This window comes from Gemmata sp., from assembly GCF_051859125.1.
GTDB lineage: Bacteria > Planctomycetota > Planctomycetia > Gemmatales > Gemmataceae > Gemmata.
The window spans coordinates 1-17,212 of sequence record NZ_JBHYGG010000069.1 but is presented as its reverse complement, the minus strand read 5'-3'; the positions used below and the strand labels follow the sequence as shown (position 1 = coordinate 17,212).

12 protein-coding genes are annotated in these 17,212 nt (G+C 71.3%); 10 read left to right on the top strand and 2 right to left on the bottom strand.

Annotated elements, in window-relative coordinates:
* Nucleotides 1-127 precede the first annotated feature (127 nt).
* The 8 genes from ACTIGN_RS08470 (at nucleotide 128) to ACTIGN_RS08435 (ending at nucleotide 11,787) form a co-directional block, all read left to right on the top strand.
* On the top strand, nucleotides 128-988 hold the full coding sequence (locus ACTIGN_RS08470; RefSeq protein ID WP_439622763.1) for an alpha/beta fold hydrolase: 861 nt from the start codon (nucleotides 128-130) through the stop codon (nucleotides 986-988).
* A 152-nt stretch (nucleotides 989-1,140) separates the two neighbouring features.
* Nucleotides 1,141-2,325: an ABC transporter permease gene (locus ACTIGN_RS08465; RefSeq protein WP_439622761.1), complete on the top strand. Its 1,185-nt coding sequence runs from the start codon at nucleotides 1,141-1,143 to the stop codon at nucleotides 2,323-2,325.
* Complete coding sequence (locus tag ACTIGN_RS08460; protein ID WP_439622759.1) at nucleotides 2,318-3,058, top strand: ABC transporter ATP-binding protein; 741 nt, start codon at nucleotides 2,318-2,320, stop codon at nucleotides 3,056-3,058. The genes ACTIGN_RS08465 and ACTIGN_RS08460 overlap by 8 nt, the downstream gene beginning before the upstream one ends.
* Nucleotides 3,059-3,341: 283 nt before the next feature.
* Nucleotides 3,342-4,118, top strand: a complete 777-nt coding sequence (locus ACTIGN_RS08455; RefSeq protein WP_439622757.1) for a hypothetical protein — start codon at nucleotides 3,342-3,344, stop codon at nucleotides 4,116-4,118.
* Nucleotides 4,119-4,182: 64 nt separating this feature from the next.
* Nucleotides 4,183-4,974 (top strand): HpcH/HpaI aldolase family protein, encoded by a 792-nt coding sequence (locus tag ACTIGN_RS08450; protein WP_439622755.1) that lies wholly within the window; start codon nucleotides 4,183-4,185, stop codon nucleotides 4,972-4,974.
* Nucleotides 4,975-5,313: 339 nt separating this feature from the next.
* Nucleotides 5,314-5,919 carry an RNA polymerase sigma factor gene (locus ACTIGN_RS08445; RefSeq protein WP_439622753.1) on the top strand — a complete coding sequence of 202 codons (606 nt, stop codon included), beginning with the start codon at nucleotides 5,314-5,316 and terminating at the stop codon, nucleotides 5,917-5,919.
* Nucleotides 5,920-6,167: 248 nt separating this feature from the next.
* The gene (locus ACTIGN_RS08440) at nucleotides 6,168-10,757 is read left to right on the top strand and encodes a zf-HC2 domain-containing protein (RefSeq protein WP_439622751.1); all 4,590 of its coding nucleotides are present in this window, start codon (nucleotides 6,168-6,170) and stop codon (nucleotides 10,755-10,757) included.
* A 124-nt stretch (nucleotides 10,758-10,881) separates the two neighbouring features.
* Nucleotides 10,882-11,787 carry a TIGR03000 domain-containing protein gene (locus ACTIGN_RS08435; protein ID WP_439622749.1) on the top strand — a complete coding sequence of 302 codons (906 nt, stop codon included), beginning with the start codon at nucleotides 10,882-10,884 and terminating at the stop codon, nucleotides 11,785-11,787.
* Nucleotides 11,788-12,034: 247 nt separating this feature from the next.
* Here ACTIGN_RS08435 and ACTIGN_RS08430 read toward each other — a convergent pair whose 3' ends face one another.
* Both ACTIGN_RS08430 and ACTIGN_RS08425 read right to left on the bottom strand, forming a co-directional pair.
* Nucleotides 12,035-12,859, bottom strand: a complete 825-nt coding sequence (locus tag ACTIGN_RS08430) for an AAA family ATPase (RefSeq protein ID WP_439622747.1) — start codon at nucleotides 12,857-12,859, stop codon at nucleotides 12,035-12,037.
* Nucleotides 12,860-13,023: 164 nt separating this feature from the next.
* Complete coding sequence (locus tag ACTIGN_RS08425; protein ID WP_439622745.1) at nucleotides 13,024-13,395, bottom strand: hypothetical protein; 372 nt, start codon at nucleotides 13,393-13,395, stop codon at nucleotides 13,024-13,026.
* A gap of 280 nt (nucleotides 13,396-13,675) precedes the next feature.
* Here ACTIGN_RS08425 and ACTIGN_RS08420 point away from each other — a divergent pair, with 280 nt between their 5' ends.
* On the top strand, nucleotides 13,676-15,403 hold the full coding sequence (locus tag ACTIGN_RS08420) for a GspE/PulE family protein (RefSeq protein ID WP_439622743.1): 1,728 nt from the start codon (nucleotides 13,676-13,678) through the stop codon (nucleotides 15,401-15,403).
* A 416-nt stretch (nucleotides 15,404-15,819) separates the two neighbouring features.
* Entirely contained in the window at nucleotides 15,820-16,968 is a 1,149-nt protein-coding gene (locus ACTIGN_RS08415; protein ID WP_439622741.1) for a type IV pilus twitching motility protein PilT, read from the top strand.
* The last annotated feature ends 244 nt before the right edge of the window (nucleotides 16,969-17,212 follow it).

Sequence of the window (17,212 nt, the reverse complement as noted above, 5' to 3'; positions counted from 1 at the left end):
CCCCGTTCCTACGGGGAGAGGTCGCGACGAGGCTCTGCGAGTCGCGGGTGAGGGGCGGCCACCTGAACGAAACACCAATCGCGCGGACCCGGTCCGGCGGTTGAAAGCCATCGCGAGGCGAGTACCGATGCCCGAAGTCGTTGTGAACGGAGTGCGGCTGTTCTACCAGCAGACCGGCGAGGGGCCGGACGTGGTGCTGGTCCACGCCGTCACCAGCAACCAGGCCGTGTGGGTGTTCTCGGGGCTGCCCGACGCGATTGCGGCCGAGGGGTTCCGCGTCACCACCTACGACCTCCGCGGCCACGGCGTCAGCGAGCGGCCCCCAACGGGGTACACGTCCGCGGCGATGGCCGCTGACTTCCAGGCGCTGCACTCTGAACTGGGGTTGCAGCCGGCGCTCGTCGTCGGCCACAGCTTCGGCGGCGTCATCGGCGTCCACACGGCGCTCCTGCACCCCGAGTGCGTCGCCGGCGTCGTCCTGTCCGACTCGTTCTTCCCCGGGCTCCGGCACGTCGAGCCGAACTTCGGCCGGCCGAACGTGTGGGTCGACCTGCGGGCGACGTACCAGGAGATCGGCGTCGACCTCGGCGAGACGGTGAACTTCACGCGGTTGTTCCGCGCCACCGCCGACCTCACACCCGAGCAGGCCAAGGCGCTCGAAGCGCAGGTCGGCCCGATCGGCCGCGGGTGGCTGCGGCAGCTCCCGCTGCTGGCCGAGACGACGTGCGGCGACGAGGTGCTCGCCGAGGCCGGGCTCACCGCCGAGCGGATCGCGTCGGTCGAGCGGCCCGTGGTCGCGCTGTACGACGAGTTCTCGCCGTTCCTGGCGACGAGCGCCTGGCTGGAGGCGAACCTCCCGAACTGCACGGCCGAGATCATCCCCGAGGCGAAGCACCTGGCCGTGGTCGAGAACACCGCCGGGTTCACCGCCGCGGTGGTCCGCCACCTGAAGCACCTGACCGCCGCCCCGCACCCGGTCCCCGCGTGATGCGTCGGAGGGTGCTCGGTCGGAATCGTTTGTGGCTGGCGGGCCGCCACGGAGGGCGGCCCCTACCAGACGATTTGCGTTTGGTTTGTAGGGGCCGCCCTCCGTGGCGGCCCGCGTGAGGCGAACGACTCCACCGAGCGACGCAACCAATCATGTACTTCGTCACCTTCATCCTGAAGAACCTGACCCGGCGGCCGACGCGGACGGCGCTGACCGTCCTCGGGCTGTCCGTGTCGGTCGGCAGCATGATCGTGCTGCTCGGGATCAGCGAGAACTTCCGCGAGTCGATGCGCGACACGTTCGAGAAGCGCGGCGTCGATCTCGTCGGCGTCGCGAGCGGCGCGGCGGACCAGCTTTCGAGCGAGGTGGACGAGAGCGTCGTCGACGCGGTCCGCGGGATGCCCGAGGTCGCCGGGGTCGATGCCGCACTCGTCGACCTCAGCGAGATGACGCTCCGCGAGCCGCGGGACGAGAGCGACACGCCGCCGAGCTTGCAGGTGCTGGTCCAGGCGTGGCTCCCGGAGAACTTCGGGTACAGCGACCTCGACATCCTCTCCGGCCGCTCGCTCACGCCGGCCGACGCCGGGCAGTACCTGTGCATGGTGGGCTACAAGTTCGCGGAGAACAACGACAAGAAGGTCGGCGACACGATCGCGATCCTGCGGCACAAGTTCACCATCGTCGGCGTGTTCAAGAGCTTCAACCTGTACGAGAACGGGTGCATCATCACGAACCTGAAGGAGTACCAGGACCTGTCCGGCCGCAAGCGGAAGGTGACCGGGTTCTCGCTCCGGGTGAACAAGACGTCGCCGGACCCGGACGCCGACGTCGAGGCCGTGCGGCAGAAGATCCTCGCGCTGCGGGACGCCGAGGGCAAGCCGTACCGGGTCGCGGTCGAGCGGCCCGAGAAGTACCTGAACAACTCGGCGCACCTGCGGATCGCGAAGGCAATGGCGTGGGTCGTGTCGCTCGTCGCGCTGCTCATCGGCGTCATCAGCATGATGAACACGATGGCGATGGCGGTGCTGGAGCGGACGCAGGAGATCGGCATCCTGCGGGCCGTCGGGTGGCCCCGGGGCCGCGTGGTCCGCATGGTGCTGGGCGAGGCGATCCTGCTCGGCGTCGCGGCCGCGGTCGTCGGGGCGGTCGGTGCCGTCGTCACCACGCACCTGCTCGCGCTGTCGCCCAAGGTGAACGGGTTCATCGAGGGCGGCGTCGCCCCGTCGGTCGTCGCGCAGGGGTTCGCGATCACCGTCGCCATCGGACTGCTCGGCGGGGCGTACCCGGCGCTCCGGGCCGCCCGGCTCCTCCCCACCGAGGCCATCCGCCATGACTGACGCCGCGGCCAGCTACCTGCTCTACGCCGCCGGCGTCCGCAAGACGTACCCGGACGGCGCGGTCACCGCGCTCAACGGCGTCACCCTCGGGGTCCGCGAGGCCGAGCACGTCGCCATCACCGGCCCGAGCGGGTGCGGCAAGTCCACGCTCCTGAACCTGCTCGGCGTGCTCGACCGGCCCGACGGCGGCGAGGTGTACTTCAAGGGCGAGCCGCTCTCGACCCGCCGCGACCTGGACCGGTTCCGCGCCCGGCAGATCGGGTTCGTGTTCCAGTCGTTCTTCCTGCTCCCGACCCTCACGGCCCGCGAGAACGTGCAGGTGCCGATGTTCGAGGGGCCGCCGCTCAGCGCCCGCGAGCGCGCGAAGAAGGCCGACGCGCTGCTCGACCTCGTCGGCATGGGGAAGCGCGCGGGGCACCGGCCGATGCAGCTCTCGGTCGGCGAGCGGCAGCGCGTCGCACTCGCCCGCGCGCTGGCGAACGACCCGGCGCTGCTTCTGGCCGACGAGCCGACCGGGAACCTCGACTCCGACAACGCGGTCCGCGTCCTCGACCTGCTGACGACGCTCCAGAAGGAACGCCGGCTCGCGCTGCTGGTCGTCACGCACAGCGACGACGTCGCGAAGCGCGCCGACCGCGTCGTGCGGATGAAGGACGGCCAGGTGATCGACCACGGCACGCCGCGGGCCACCTTACCCAGTCACGTCGCTGCGCCCCAAGTGTCACGAGCCTGAACCGCAGGGTCGGTGCCGCGGGCGGGAGTCGGTATAACCATCCCTGAAACCGATCGGGTTGAAGCGCCGGCGGCGCGGGTCTTCGCCCTCTCCCCTTGCGGGAGAGGGCAGCGAGGCTCTGCGAGCGGGTGAGGGGTGGAACCTGTTGGGATGATCACGCCTCACCCCTCACCCGGCCGCGAAGCGCGGCCACCCTCTCCCGCAAGGGGAGAGGGACAACACACCGGCACCTCTTCAGCACCACTTGGTCTGCCCCGGTTCACCCTGACGTTCGGGTCGCACGATGTTCACCCCCGTCGCGTGCTCGCAGTGCGGTAAGCCGTTCCAGGTGCAGCAGGACACCCTCGGGAAGCCGACCGTGTGCCCGTGGTGCCAGGCCACGGTGACCGCGCTGCCGGTCGGCGCGCCCGCCCCCGCCCCAATAGCCCCCGAACCGCTGTCGCTCGACGAAGCCCCCGCGACGCCGGCCCCGCCGCCCGCAACCCCGCGGAGCAAGGCGGCGCGCGTGCTGCTCGCGGGCGCGGCGGTGCTCGCGCTGGTCGCCGCGACCGGCGCGACGATCGCCGTGAAGCAGCGGAAGCACGGGCACCTCGCGGCGTACGAGTGGAAGGCGTACTCGCCGCCCGACAGGGCGTTCACCGTTGAAATGCTCGGCACGCCGGCCGCGGACCCCGACGCGCCCGCGGGTGAGACGCGGTACGTTGCCGAGGGCTGGTACTCGGGCACGAAGACGTGGGTCGGGTGGCGCGACCTCACGCAGACGCAGGTCCAACTCGCCGGCACGAAGGACAACTTCGCCCACTTCAAGGACGTGTTCGGCCCGGACCGGCTCCAGTCGCGGTTCGGCGGCGCGGTGGTGCGGGACGCGACGACGAACTTCGAGAACCCGCTGACCCGCGAGGTGCGGACCGACGCGGGCGGCGTGCGGGCGGTGGAGCGGATGCTCGTGTACCCGACCGGCCCGCGGCCCCGCGCGTACTTCGTCGGCATCGCCGGCGCCCTCGACTTCGACGACCCCGCCGTCGCGCGCCTGTTCGACTCGTTCCGCGTGTCGGAGTGACGCCGGCCGTCGCGTGCCGGCGGAATACAATCCGCCTCACCACTCCCCCCGAGACCGCCGCCCCATGCGAACGAACACCGTCAAGCGCCTGCTCCGCGAAGGGAAGCCGGCCGTCGGCACCTGGCTGTCGCTCGGCAGCGTCACCGCCGCCCGGTTCCTCGCCCGCGCCGGGTTCGACTTCCTCACCGTGGACGTCGAGCACTCCCTCGCCGGCGTCGAGACCACCACGCACATCCTGGGCGCGGTCGCCGACGCCGGGGGCGTCCCGCTGGTCCGCGTGCCGGCCGGCCGCCACGACCACATCAAGCGGGTGCTCGACAACGGCGGGTACGGCATCGTCGTCCCGATGGTCATGAGCCGCCAGGAGGCGCAGGAGGCCGTCGCCGCGTGCCTGTACCCGCCCCGCGGGAACCGCAGCGTCGGCGGCAGCGTCCACGCGCTGAACTTCGCCGCCACCCCCGCCGACTACTACGCGAAGGCCGACGACGAGATCCTCATCGTCCTCCAGTGCGAGCACATCGACGCGGTCCGCAACTTCGACGAGGTGTACTCGGTCCCCGGCGTCGACGCGGTGTTCGTCGGCCCCAACGACCTGATGGCGAGCATGCGCGACGCGGCCGGCAAGCCGCCTCAGCCCGAGACGTTCCAGCAGGCGCTCGCCGACATCCTCGCGGGGTGCAAGCGGAACAAGATCGCCGCCGGCATCCACACGTTCAGCGTCGAGGAGGCCAAGCGCCGCATCGCGGAGGGCTGGCAGTTCATCGCGATCAACAGCGAGCTGCGGTTCATGACCGACGGCGCGAAGGCGGCCGTCGACGCCCTCGGCAAGGTGAGCGGCGACGTGGCGAAGTACTGAGCCGCCCCATGTCTTTGTGGGGCGGCCGCCCGAGAAGCCCCGGGGCCCGGCGAGCGGGGTGCGTCAGCGACCGGTGGTGGGCGCTCCCCAAACCTCCGGTCGCTGACGCTCCCGGCTCGCCACAAACAGGTCCGGAACCGCTCCCCCGCGTGCGCCGGGCCGGCGGGCGGCGTCTGATGATCGGCCGGGGCTGTTTGTCCTTGCGAGCGGCGCCCGGCGGTGGCTAGCATGGGAAATTGGCACGCCGCCTGACCCCTCATCCGTCGCGCCGGCGGGTTTTTCCAATCCGTGCCCGTCCGTCCGTCGTCGTTCAGGTAGGACGCTATGGCGAAACCCGGCGTGACCCCGATCCCGTGGCCGCCCGTGGGTGCCGAGCCCGCGGTGGTGCCCCCGGCCGCTCCCGTTCACGCCAACGGGACCGGCCGCCCGGGGGACGACGCCCTCATTGCCACGTTCAACCTGTGCCGCGACGAGCTCGTCAGCACCCTCCTCTACCTCCTCGGCAACCAGGACGACGCCCAGGACGCGGCCCAGGAGGCGTTCCTCAAGTGCTGGCGGGCGCGGCAGTCGGTCCCCGACGTGCTGAACCTGCGGGCCTGGATCTTCCGCGTCGGCCTCAACGCCGCCAAGGACTACCAGCGGAGCGCCTGGAACCGCAAGTCCCGCCCCCTCCCCGAGGACGAAGTGATGATGCCCGGACGCGACGACGCCCCCGGCCGCACGATCGAGGAGCAGGAGACGCTCGACCGGCTCCGGGTCGCCATCACCCAGCTCCGCCAGGACGAGAAGGAAGTGTTCCTTCTGCGGCAGAACGGCGAGCTGACCTACGAGCAGATCGCCGAGGTCCGCAACGCCCCGGTCGGCACCGTCAAGACCCAGATGCGGACCGCCCTCATCAAGCTCCGCAAGGTGCTCAACCCCAACGGGGCGAGCGGGGAAGAGTGAGGGCCGGTCCGGGCGAGCGGGGGACGTAAGTCCCCCGGTGCGTTAAACCCACCGGGGGACTTACGTCCCCCGCTCGCCAACTCCCCCGGACTTCCCTCGGGTGGTCCAGGTGCCCCCGGATCGTAACAACCGGCCGCACGGAGCAATCTTCCTGCCGCCGAACGAAATCCGACCCGTGGTTGTCTTCGTCTCAGTTGGTGAGTGACCTCCCCCCGGCCTGCCCGGACTCGGGACCAGAGAGTGCCTTCATGTTGCGCTGTACCGAATGCCGCCCGCTGATCCTCGACCACCTCTTCGGGCTGCTCGACGCGCCCGAGGTCGCGGCGGTCGCGGCGCACCTCGCGACGTGCCCCGCCTGCGCCGCCGAGCGGACCGAGGCGGCGCGGGTCCACGGCCTCATCTCGCAGGCCGCCAAGTTCGCGTTCCCGGTGGTCCGGTTCGAAGCGCCCGACGCCGCCCGCCCGGCCCCGGCCAGGGTGCCCGGCCCCAGCCGCACGGCGACGCTCCCCGTTTCGATCATCCCGATGGCCGCCCCCGCCGCGCCGAAGAAGGGGTCGGACTCGGGCCGCTACACGAAGGCCCCCGCGGCCCGCGGCTCGTGGGCCGGCCGGCTGATCCCCTGGGCCGTTGCGGCCGCCGTGCTGCTCGCCGTTCCTGGGACCGTCGTCCCGGTGCTGGATCTGTTGAACAACGCGGAGGTCGCCCGCCGCGACGCCGCCGCCTCGACGGCCGACGCCGCCGAGGCGATGCGGGCGTTCGAGGAGCGGCACGCGAAGGTGGACCAGGAGCGGGCCGCGGCCCGGGTCGCCCTCGTCGCCGCGAAGCAGGCCCACGACGGCCTGCTGGCCAAGTGGGTCGCCGAGGAGAAGGCCGCCGCGCTCGCCCAGGACACCCGCAAGCTGACGTGGCAGGTGTTCAAGCCGGCCGCGGTCCAGCCCGGCGCGCCCAACGAGTTCCTCCTGGTCGTGGACCAGCGGGGCACCACCGCCGGGGGCCGCGTGGTCGCCGAGATCCGCGACCAGACCGACGCGGTGATCCACACCCAGGCGATCGCGCACGACCGCGCCCCGCAGCACCCCATCCGGCTCCCGGCCGACGCCTGGACCAACCTCAAGCCCGACTCCGAGCTGTTCCTCGTCGTCTCGCACGTGGACGAGCGGACCAACAAGCACACCGTGCTCCAGGACAAGGTCCGGCTCCTCGGGCCGGTGTTCGCCACCGTGCTGACGACCGACAAGCCGGCGTACTGGCCGGGCGAGACGGTCCGGTTCCGGTCCCTCACGCTCGACCGCGTCACGTTCACCCCGCCGGCCCGCGAGCAGGTGCTCCAGTACGAGTTGCGGAGCCCGGCCGGCACCGTGGTCCGGCTCCAGGGCGGCACCGACCTGGTCCGCGTCGTCGAGGGCCGGGTCGAGCCGGTCAAGGGGCCGGACGGGAACCCGGTCCGCGGGGTCGGCGCCGGCGAGTTCGCCCTGCCGTTCGACGCCCCCGAGGGCGAGTACACGCTGACCATGCGGGAGCTCCCGCACCCGTCGGGCGACCCGGCCGTGGTGCCGTTCCCGGTGTCCCGCACGATCAAGGTCGAGGGCGGGGCGCCCGAGGTGCTCAACAAGCGGATCGGGTTCGCGGCCGCGTCGTACTCCGCCGGCGACGCTGTCGAGGCGTGGGTGGACGTGCGGTTCCGTGACAAGCCGCTCGCCGGGGCGCGGGTGCTGTCCGCGGTCGCGGTCATCGACGAGCAGGTGCTGGAGCTGCCCCAGGTCGCCGCGGCCACCGACGCTAACGGGCGGGCGGCCCTGCGGTTCCCGCTCCCCGCGGCGATCGCCCGGGGCGACGCGCGGCTGAAGGTCACGGTCCTGGCCGACGCCGACGGCCGCGAGGTCGAGGAGTCGGTCGCCGCCCGCGTCCCGGTCGTCGGCCCGAACGTCACCGTCGAGTTCTTCCCCGAGGGCGGCGACCTCGTCGCCGGGGTGCCGTGCCGGGTGTACGTCCGGGCCACGACCCCGACCGGCCTGCCCGTCGAGATCGGCGGGATCGTGACCGACGGGCGGCGGACCCTGGCGACCGTCGAGACGCTCCGCAGCGACGCGGTCCGCGGGGCCAACCGCGGGCTCGGCGTCTTCCAGTACACGCCCGAACTGGGCACCCCGGTGTGGCTCAAGCTCGCGTCCCCGGCCGGGGCCTACGCCCCGCTGCTGGCACCGGCGCTCGGCCGCTACCCCACCGCCCCGGCCGCCCTCATCGGCGCGCCACTGGTCGCCGCGTCGCGGACCGGGTTCCTGCTCCCGCACCCGAAGCAGGGGGGCGTCGTGATGACGGTTCTCGACCCGGTGACCGCTCCGGGCAAGCCGATCCGCGTCCACCTGCGGTCGGTCGGCCGCGAGCGGAAGCTGGTCGTCGGGGCGTACACCCGCGGCCGCCTGGCCGACACGAAGACGGTGACCGCGTCGCCCACCCAGGTCACCGAGGTGCAACTGCTGGCCGGGACCGACCCCCGCGGCGGCGTGGTCCGGGTCACGGTGTTCGAGGAGCCGGAACCGTTCCCCGGGCAGCCCAAAGAAGACCTCAAGCCGGTCGCCGAGCGGCTCGTGTTCCGCAAGCCCGGCGAGGGGCTGAACCTGAACTTCACCACCAGCGGCCCGCGGGCCGCCGGCGCGACCGGGTTCGCCGCGAACGCCGCGATCGGGCTGAACGTGTCGGCGACCGACGAGAAGGGCCGCCCGACCGCCGCCGTGCTGTACGCGGCCGTGGTCAACTCCGCGGTCGCCTCCGGCCCGAAGGACCGGTCCCTGGCCACCCACTTCCTCATCGCCGGGGAGGTGAACACCCCCGACGCGCTGGAGTACGCCGACTTCCTGATGACCGACCACCCGCTCGCCGGCGAGTCGCTCGACCTCGTCCTCGGCACGCAGGGGTGGCGGCGGTTCGCGGAGCAGGTGCCCCAGGGGTACGCCCGCCGGCCGGTCGCCCCGACCCAGGAGCAGGCCCACCTGCTCGTGTGCAACGGGCAGTACATGACCTCGGTCGAGCCGCCCGCGTTCCGCGACCACCAGAAGATCCGCGACGCGTTCTGGCCGCGGTACGAGGGGGCCGTGCGGACCCTCGACGCCGCCAAGGCGGCCGCCGAGGCCGCCGACGCCGACCGCAACGGGGCCGAAGGAGTGCAGCGGTTCGCGGCCGCGGCCAACGACGCCGCGAAGGCGGCCAGGGACCGGGTCGAACGGGCCGAACTGGCCGCCGTGCCGGTCGAGCGGTTCCGCGAGACCGGGTGGTTCGCCGTCGGCGGGTTCGGGCTCCTCGCGGTCATGCTCGGCGGGGCGTGCTTCGCCCGGAGCCAGGGCCGGGTGCCACTCGGCCTCGGCACCGCCGGGGCGCTCGGCCTGGTGGCGTTCCTCGTCGTCGCCCTCGGGACCGCGGACCGGACGCTCGCGGCCGGCGTCAGCACCGACGTGATGAGGATCAAGCAGGCCCGCATCCCCGACGAGGCCGGCGAGGTCGCCGCCGCACCCGCAGACGTGCCCCAGACCGACGCCGAGCCGGACACCGCGAACCTCGCCATCGGCGGCGCGCCGGGCGGCGCGGACCGGACCCCGGACCTCAAGAAGATCGGGCCGAGCGGGAGGGAAGAGCAGGGGCCGCCGGTCGGCGGGAAGGTACCCGCCGGGAAGCCCGGGGCCGGCCTGCTCGGCGGGTCCGGCGGGGGCGGCACCGCCGTGGTGCTCCCGAAGCTCGGGACCGCGACCGTTCCGCAGGCGCCGGGCGCCGGGTTCGGCGGGTACGGCGGGTTCAAGTCGCAGGGGCCGGCGAACGGCGCGACCGTTCCGGGCCTGGCCCTGGAGCCCGCCCAGCAGGGCGCGACCCGGGAGTCGGGCGCGCCGCCGGCCCCGTCGGTCACCGCGCGCCCGGCCCCCGGCGCGCCGCCGATGGCCGCGGCGGTCCCCGGCCCCGACCGCGGGGCCGACAAGGCGCTCGCGGACCGGTTCGGCTGGAAACTATTCTCCTTCGGACCGCTCCAGCGGGACGGCGCCGGGGCCGCGAAGGGGGCCGCCGGGGACGCGCTCGGTGAGGGCGGCTGGCAGCCCCGGAAGTACACCAAGCGCATCGAGATCAGCGACGCCGAGGTGCCGGCCGAGTGGGGGTACAACAAGGAACGCGCCACGGCGCTCGCCGCGCCCGACGCCGGGAACAAGGACGCCGCCCTCCGCAACCGGCAGCCCGGCCCCCGCCGCGGCGCCCCGCTGGCGAAGGCCGACGAGAAGCGGGCCGCGGCCGAATCGAAGGAGCAGGCCCGCCAGGAGGCCGACTACCAGCAGGCCGTCGAGAAGGCCAAGCAGGTCGCCGACACCCGCGCCCGCGAGTTCCAGACCCACATGCAGGACGGGCTCGCGCGGCAGTTGAAGGAGGCCGAGCAGCTCCAGAAGAGCGCCCGGCCCGACGCCAACGCGGCCGCCGCGCCCCAGGCCAACGCACTGGGCCGCGGCGGGCTCGTGGCGGTCCCGGCCCAGACCCGCGCGATCTACCGGGTCGGCGCGTCGGTCCCGACCACGCACCCGCTCGTCGTCCGCGAGTACGCCGCCCCGCGGCCCAGCCCGGCCGACGCCCCGCGCGACGGCTCCGACGAGGCCGACACGGTCCTGTGGCAGCCCGTGGTCGTGGTGCCGGGCACCGGCAAGATCACCCTCCCGGTGCAGCTCGGCTCGGCCGCCGGCGGGTACGAGGTGATCGTCGCCGGGCACACGCTCGACGGGCGGATCGGGGCGGTCCGCGGGATCATTCCGGTCGCGCCGCCCGTGCCGGGCGAGCCGGGGGGCCCGGTCCTGTCGGTTCCGCTCAAGTGACCCGCCGCGCCGGATGCCCGCGGCCCGGTTCGCCCCTTCCGACCTTCCCGACGGCCCGCCGTGCGAGTCACCTCGCCCGGCGGGCCGAATCGTTTCTGTGGGGAAACGTCCACGGAGGGTTCACATGACCGGCCGCCCCGCTCGACTACTCGCCTTCGCCTCGCCGATCCTGGTGTGCGTGTTCCTCCCGGCCCCGGGGCTGGCGCAGGACTACCCGCCGTACCCGAACCCGTACGGTGGGGCAACGGTGCTGCACGGGAAGCACCGCGACTACCTCGCGGCGGCCGGCCCGGCGTTCGGCCCCGGGCCGTACTGGGGCGGCTGGCCCTACGGCCCGACCGTCGCGCCGGGGTGGAGCTACCCCGGGCTCTACGGCGGGCCGTTCGTGGGCTACCCCGGGTACGGTTACTACGGCCCGCGGGCCGGGTCGTCGTGGTCGAACGGGCTGAGCCTGTACGGCCCGCCGGTGCCGACCTACGGCCCGATCCCCGGCGTGTTCGGCAACAACGACCTGCGGAAGCTGTGGGAGCAGGTGCCGTCGCCCGGCATCCCGTTCGGGTGGGTCGGCATCTACGCCGCGTCGCCGCGGCCGCGGTTCCCGACGGTCGGCGTGTGGCCCACGTCGGAGCGCGTCGGCACCGTCACCCCGCTGCACAACAACTTCGACGACACCAACCTGCCCAGTGACGGGCTCCCGAAGCCGCTGGCCCCGAAGCAGCCGCTCCCGCAACTGCCGCCGCCGGGTGCGGTGCCGCCGGCCCCGCCCGCCCCGGACGGGAGCCTGATCCTGTCCGTGAAGGTGCCGCAGCCGCACGCGGAGGTGTTCGTTGACGGGGTGAAGACCAATCAGACCGGCACCGACCGCGTCTTCGACTCGCCGCCGCTCGAGGGCGGGAAGGAGTTCCGGTACGAGGTGACCGCCCGCTGGACGGAGCGCGGCGCGCTCCGCGAGGAGAAGCGCACCGTCACCGGCACCGCCGGCGAGGTCGTCCGCGTCGACTTCACCCGCCCCGCGGTGGCGGGGAAGTGACGTTCAGTGAGCAGGGGTGAGCACCGCGATCTTCTCGGCCGCGCCGGTGCCCGCGGTGGCGGAGGGAGGGGGGTTCCGTCGCGCTCGGCGATCTCGACCCACTCGGCAACGATCTCGCACAACTCGCGGTACACCTCGACCTCGTCGGAGCCGTGGCAGCACGGCCCGATGACGCCGGGGCACTGACCCACGAACGCGCCGTCCTCGTCCGACCACTCGACCACCTTGATGTACCGCTCCGCACCGCTCATGATTGGGACTCCTCACTCGAATGCGGCGCATCGGTTTTCGGCTCGTCCGTTAGGAGCGCGTCGAGCGATCGCTGCGGGTTACTCAGAAAGCCGCGGGTGAGTAGGTAGTGCTCGGTGTCGGTGTATGCCACTTCGCGGACACCACTCGCGTCCAACTGGTAGATGAGCGCGTCGGGGTACGCCAGGATGATCGGCGAGTGCGTGGCGATCACGAACTGCCCGCCCCGGCGCACATACCCGTGGAGCAGCGCGAGGAACTGTAGCTGGCGCTTCGGCGACAGCGCCGCCTCGGGCTCGTCGAGCAGGTACAGCCCGTTGTCGCCGAACCGGTTCTGGAACAGCGCGAAGAACGACTCCCCGTGCGACTGCTCGTGCAGCGACACCCCGCCATAGGCTTTGATCAGGGGCTCCCCGCGGAGGCCCGACTTCTTGAACTCGCGGTCCAAGTATTCGATCTCGGTCGCGACGTTGAAATAGCTCTCGGCCCGGAGGAAGTAGCTGTCGCCGGGGTGATTGGGAGCCTTCGCAAGTCGAACGGCGTCGCCGAGTGCCGAGTGCGACGCCCGCGTCGCGAAGTTGAAGTTCCGGCTCCCGCCCTCGGGGTTGAGACCGCACTCGACCGCGACCGCTTCGAGCAGCGTGGACTTGCCCGACCCGTTCTCGCCGACCAGGAACGTCACCTTCGGGTGGAACTGGAGCCGGGTCAGCCCGCGGACGGCGGGCAAGTTGAACGGGTAGCGGTCGGCGTGCGCGATGCGGTCGCGGAGCACCTCCAGGTGCAGCAGGTACGGCCCGGGGGTGCTCTTCCGCCGTCGCGCCACGAACCGCCCTCCGGTGACCGTGCCGGGAACCCACCAGAGCCAATGTACTTCGTGGCGAGCCGGGAGCGTCAGCGACCGGAGTTTCACTCGACCACGCACCTCCGGTCGCTGACGCTCCCGGCTCGCCGTGCGGTTGGCTTCTCGACTGTCCGCGTCTGCGTCCCTCACCACTGCAGCTCCTCGTCGGGCGGCTCGGGTGAGCGGCGGAGGTGCCGCCAGCGAGTGCGGTAGCGGACCGTGAGCCACCACGCGAACGCCGCCCAGTAAGCTGCGATGAGCACGCCCATCGGCTTTCCGCCGGGTTTGTAGTCGAACATCGCGACCGACAGCCACGCGAAGAACAGCACCCCCGGCACCGCCAGTACCGCGCCCACCGCGTCCCAGCGGCGGAGGTGGGCGGGCCGCCGCGGGTCGAGCAGCCACTCGGCGCACAGCACCAGCCCGAACGCGCTCGTCGCGCCGTAGGTGAACGCGCCGAGGAGCGCCAGGACCAGGCCGGCGAGTTGCGTCCCCGGCTTCGCAGTCGGTTCCGCCACCGCACCCCTCCGACCGCGTTCCGAACACAACCCGAGAACCACGCTCCGATTAAAACTCTGCGTTTCACGGGCTCCGCGCGAACTTTTCACTTGAACCCGGTGCGGGCCGCGGTCATGCTGAACTCATCCGGCTTTCATTCTGACGTGTCAGACATACTCCGTGATGGCCCTCCGGCATTTCCTTGATGAATCGTCCGGGTTCGCCTCGCTCCGTCAGACACCCTCGTAACCCCCGTCCGCTCGGCGGACTGCCTCCAGCCATTTCCCCAGGGGAACGCTCATGGCCAAGCTTCGCGGCGACTTCACCGACATCCTGCTCAAGAAGAAGATCATCGGGCCGGACCAGCTCGACGAGGCCGAGCGCACCGCCAGCTCCCAGGGCCTGAAGATCCAGGACGTCCTGGCGAAGATGAACTACGCCACCCCCGCCGAGTGCATGGCCGCCATCGGCGAGAAGCACGGCATGGCGTTCGTCGACCTGACGGACATGGAGATCCCCAAGCACATCATCGAACTCGTCCCCGAGTCGGTGGCCCGCGAGAACATCGTCCTGCCGCTGTCACTCGAGGGCAACACGCTCAAGATCATCACCGCCGACCCCAACAACTACGAGACCGTCCAGAAGCTCCAGTTCATTCTGAACAAGGACATCGTGCCGGTCCTCGCCATCCCGGAGCAGATCCAGGAGGCCATCAACCGGAACTACGGCCAGACCGAGACCGAGTCCGTCGACTCGATGCTCGTCGAGTTCACCGACACCCAGATCGAGTTCACCCAGACCGAGTCGATGGCGAACTACGCCGGGGCCGACGACTCCGACGCGCCGGTCGTCCGGTTGTGCAACCTCGTCATTTCGGAGGCGGTGAACCTCCGGGCGTCCGACATCCACATCGAGCCGTTCTCCGACCGGGTCCGGGTCCGCTACCGGATCGACGGCGTGCTGGTCGAGCGCGACGCCGTCCCGCGGCGGCTACTCGCACCGCTGCTCTCGCGTTTGAAGATCATGGGGAGCATCGACATCTCCGAGAAGCGCCGGCCCCAGGACGGCCGAATCAAGATGACGGTCCACGGGAAGCACTTCGACCTTCGTGTGAGCCTGCTCCCGTCGGTCCACGGCCAGTCGGCGGTCATGCGGATTCTGGACCGGCAGAACATCCAGGTCAACATCCGCGACCTCGGCTTCGGCGAAGAGGACTACCTGAAGTTCCAGCAGATCATCAAGCGGCCCAACGGCATCTTCCTCGTCACGGGGCCGACCGGGTCCGGGAAGACGACGACGCTGTACGCGGCGCTCAACGAACTGAACCGCCCGGACCGGAAGATCATCACCGCCGAAGACCCGGTCGAGTACTACCTCCCCGGCATCAACCAGGTGGAGGTGAAGCACGGCATCGGGCTCGACTTCGCCCGCATCATTCGGGCGATGCTCCGCCAGGCGCCGAACATTATCCTCGTCGGCGAAATTCGCGACAAGGAGACGGCAGAAATCGCCGTGCAGGCTTCCTTGACAGGACACTTGGTTTTCAGCACGCTACACACGAACGACGCGCCCAGCGCCATCACCCGCCTCGCCGACATCGGAGTCGCCCCGTTCCTCATCGCAAGTTCGGTCATCGCGATCATGGCGCAGCGGCTGACCCGTGTGAACTGCGTGAAGTGCAAGGAGCCGTTCACCCCGACCGTGGGGGAACTGAAGAGCGCCGGCGTCTCGCCCGAACTGGCCGAGAAGGCCACGTTCATGAAGGGCCGCGGCTGTAGCCACTGTCGGCAAACGGGTTTCCGCGGCCGCCTCGGTCTCTATGAGATGATGCGCATGTCGGCGATCATCCGCGAGTTGACGTTCGCCCAGGCCCCGGCCCAGGAGATCCGCCGCAAGGCGAAGTCCGGCGGCATGCGGACCCTGCTCGATGACGGTATCCTGAAGGCGTGTAAGGGAGTTACGACGATCGAAGAGGTCCTGAGCATCTGCCACGCCGATCAGCTCATGACCGCGGAAGCGAAGGCGTAATGCTGGGAGCGGACTGAGGTCAGCCGGAGGCTGACTGTTCCGGGCGAGCGGGGGACGTAGGTCCTCCGGTGGGTTGACATTAGTGGGGACTTACGTCCCCCGCTCGCCAGATTGTGGGTGGGTTCTTCGGGGTGCCGGGCACGGACTGCGTGCCGAACTCGACACTGCACTTAACGTCCGGGGGCGGGACGCCTTCGGACTCCGACCGGGGGCGTGCCCCGGATCGGCGGGGGTGTTTCTATCTTTTTGGGGAACACACGTAGTGGCCGCATAATGCGACACCGGGATCGAGGGAGCCGTCCGGGCGGGTGACCGCCCGCACGCCCGTTTCTCCCGGTGCGTTGGACCGCGGCCACCACAACCGGTCCGCTCGTCGGCCGGCGTCGTGTCGTCCCAACCGTGGGCGAGGGCATACCGTGGCGAAGGTTTCGATGGAGAAGTTGCTGGCCACGGTCATCCAGATCAAGGCCAGCGACCTCCACATCAGCGTCGGCCAGCCGCCCGTCGTCCGCCACCAGGGGCGGCTGCGGAAGCTGGACATTGGCGGCGGCATCCTCGACCCCGACGACACCACCGGGTTGATGAAGTCCATCACCCCGGACCGGTGCCAGCAGGAGCTGCAGCAAAAGGGCGGGGCCGACTTCGCCATCGAGTACGTCGACGGGTTCCGGTTCCGCGTCGCCGTGTTCAAGCAGAAGGGCACGATCGGGATGGTGATGCGGCGCATCCCGTCCCAGTTCCTCACGTTCGAGCAGCTCCGCACCCCCGAGGCGATCCGCAACCTCATCATCCGGCCCCGCGGCCTGCTCCTGGTCACCGGCCCGACCGGCTCGGGCAAGACGACCAGCCTCGCGTCGATGATCAACTTCCTCAACGACAACTACGACAAGCACATCATCACGCTGGAAGACCCGATCGAGTACTACCACAAGCACAAGAAGTCGACGATCAACCAGCGCGAGATCGGCATCGACACGCCCGACTTCAAGGAGGGCATCCGCCGCGCCCTCCGGATGGACCCGGACTGCATCCTGGTCGGCGAAATGCGCGACCTCGAGACGATCCGGGCCGCGCTCGAAGCGGCCGAGACCGGGCACCTCGTGTTCGGCACGCTCCACACCTCGGGCGCGGCCTCGACCGTGGACCGCATCATCACCGTGTTCCCGCAGGACGAGCAGGACCAGATCCGCACGCAGCTCTCGGGCTCGCTGATCGGCGTGCTGTCGCAGGCGCTGCTCCCGAAGAAGCCCGAGGGGCTGATCGCCGCCTACGAGATGATGGTCGTCACCCCGGCCATCCGGAACCTGATCCGCGAGAACAAGACGTACCGCATCGACTCCAGCATCCAGACCGGCCGCAAGAGCGGCATGTTCCTGCTCGACGACATGCTGTTCCGGCTCTGGAAGGACGACCTGTGCGAGAAGGAAGAGGTGCTGCTGAAGTCGAGCCGGCCGACCGAACTCGCGGCCAAGATCGCGGCCGCCGAGCGCGGCGCGCTCGATGACGAGGAGGAGGGCGACGGGGAGGAGGAAGAGGAGGACGAAGACGAGGACGACGACGACTGACCCCACCGCCCGCCCGTCGCGACGGGCGGGCGACCCGCGGCCGACCTCCCGAACCTCCCCCGAACACCGGTGCCCCGATGTCCTCGATCCCGCCGAACGACAAGAACCTGCCGCCGAAGAAGCCGGCCGCCCCCGGCGCGCCCCCGGGCGCGGGGTCCGGTCCGCCGCCCAAGCCCGCCGCCGGGCCGGGCGCGCCGAAGCCCCCGGGCACCGCCCCGGCCGCCGGCGCGCCGAGGCCGGCCCC

Coding starts and splice junctions, on each gene's coding strand:
- ACTIGN_RS08455 (WP_439622757.1), top strand. CDS start 3,342: ATGTTCACCCCCGTCGCGTGCTCGCAGTGCGGTAAGCCGTTCCAGGTG.
- ACTIGN_RS08465 (WP_439622761.1), top strand. CDS start 1,141: ATGTACTTCGTCACCTTCATCCTGAAGAACCTGACCCGGCGGCCGACG.
- ACTIGN_RS08435 (WP_439622749.1), top strand. CDS start 10,882: ATGACCGGCCGCCCCGCTCGACTACTCGCCTTCGCCTCGCCGATCCTG.
- ACTIGN_RS08460 (WP_439622759.1), top strand. CDS start 2,318: ATGACTGACGCCGCGGCCAGCTACCTGCTCTACGCCGCCGGCGTCCGC.
- ACTIGN_RS08450 (WP_439622755.1), top strand. CDS start 4,183: ATGCGAACGAACACCGTCAAGCGCCTGCTCCGCGAAGGGAAGCCGGCC.
- ACTIGN_RS08470 (WP_439622763.1), top strand. CDS start 128: ATGCCCGAAGTCGTTGTGAACGGAGTGCGGCTGTTCTACCAGCAGACC.
- ACTIGN_RS08420 (WP_439622743.1), top strand. CDS start 13,676: ATGGCCAAGCTTCGCGGCGACTTCACCGACATCCTGCTCAAGAAGAAG.
- ACTIGN_RS08440 (WP_439622751.1), top strand. CDS start 6,168: ATGTTGCGCTGTACCGAATGCCGCCCGCTGATCCTCGACCACCTCTTC.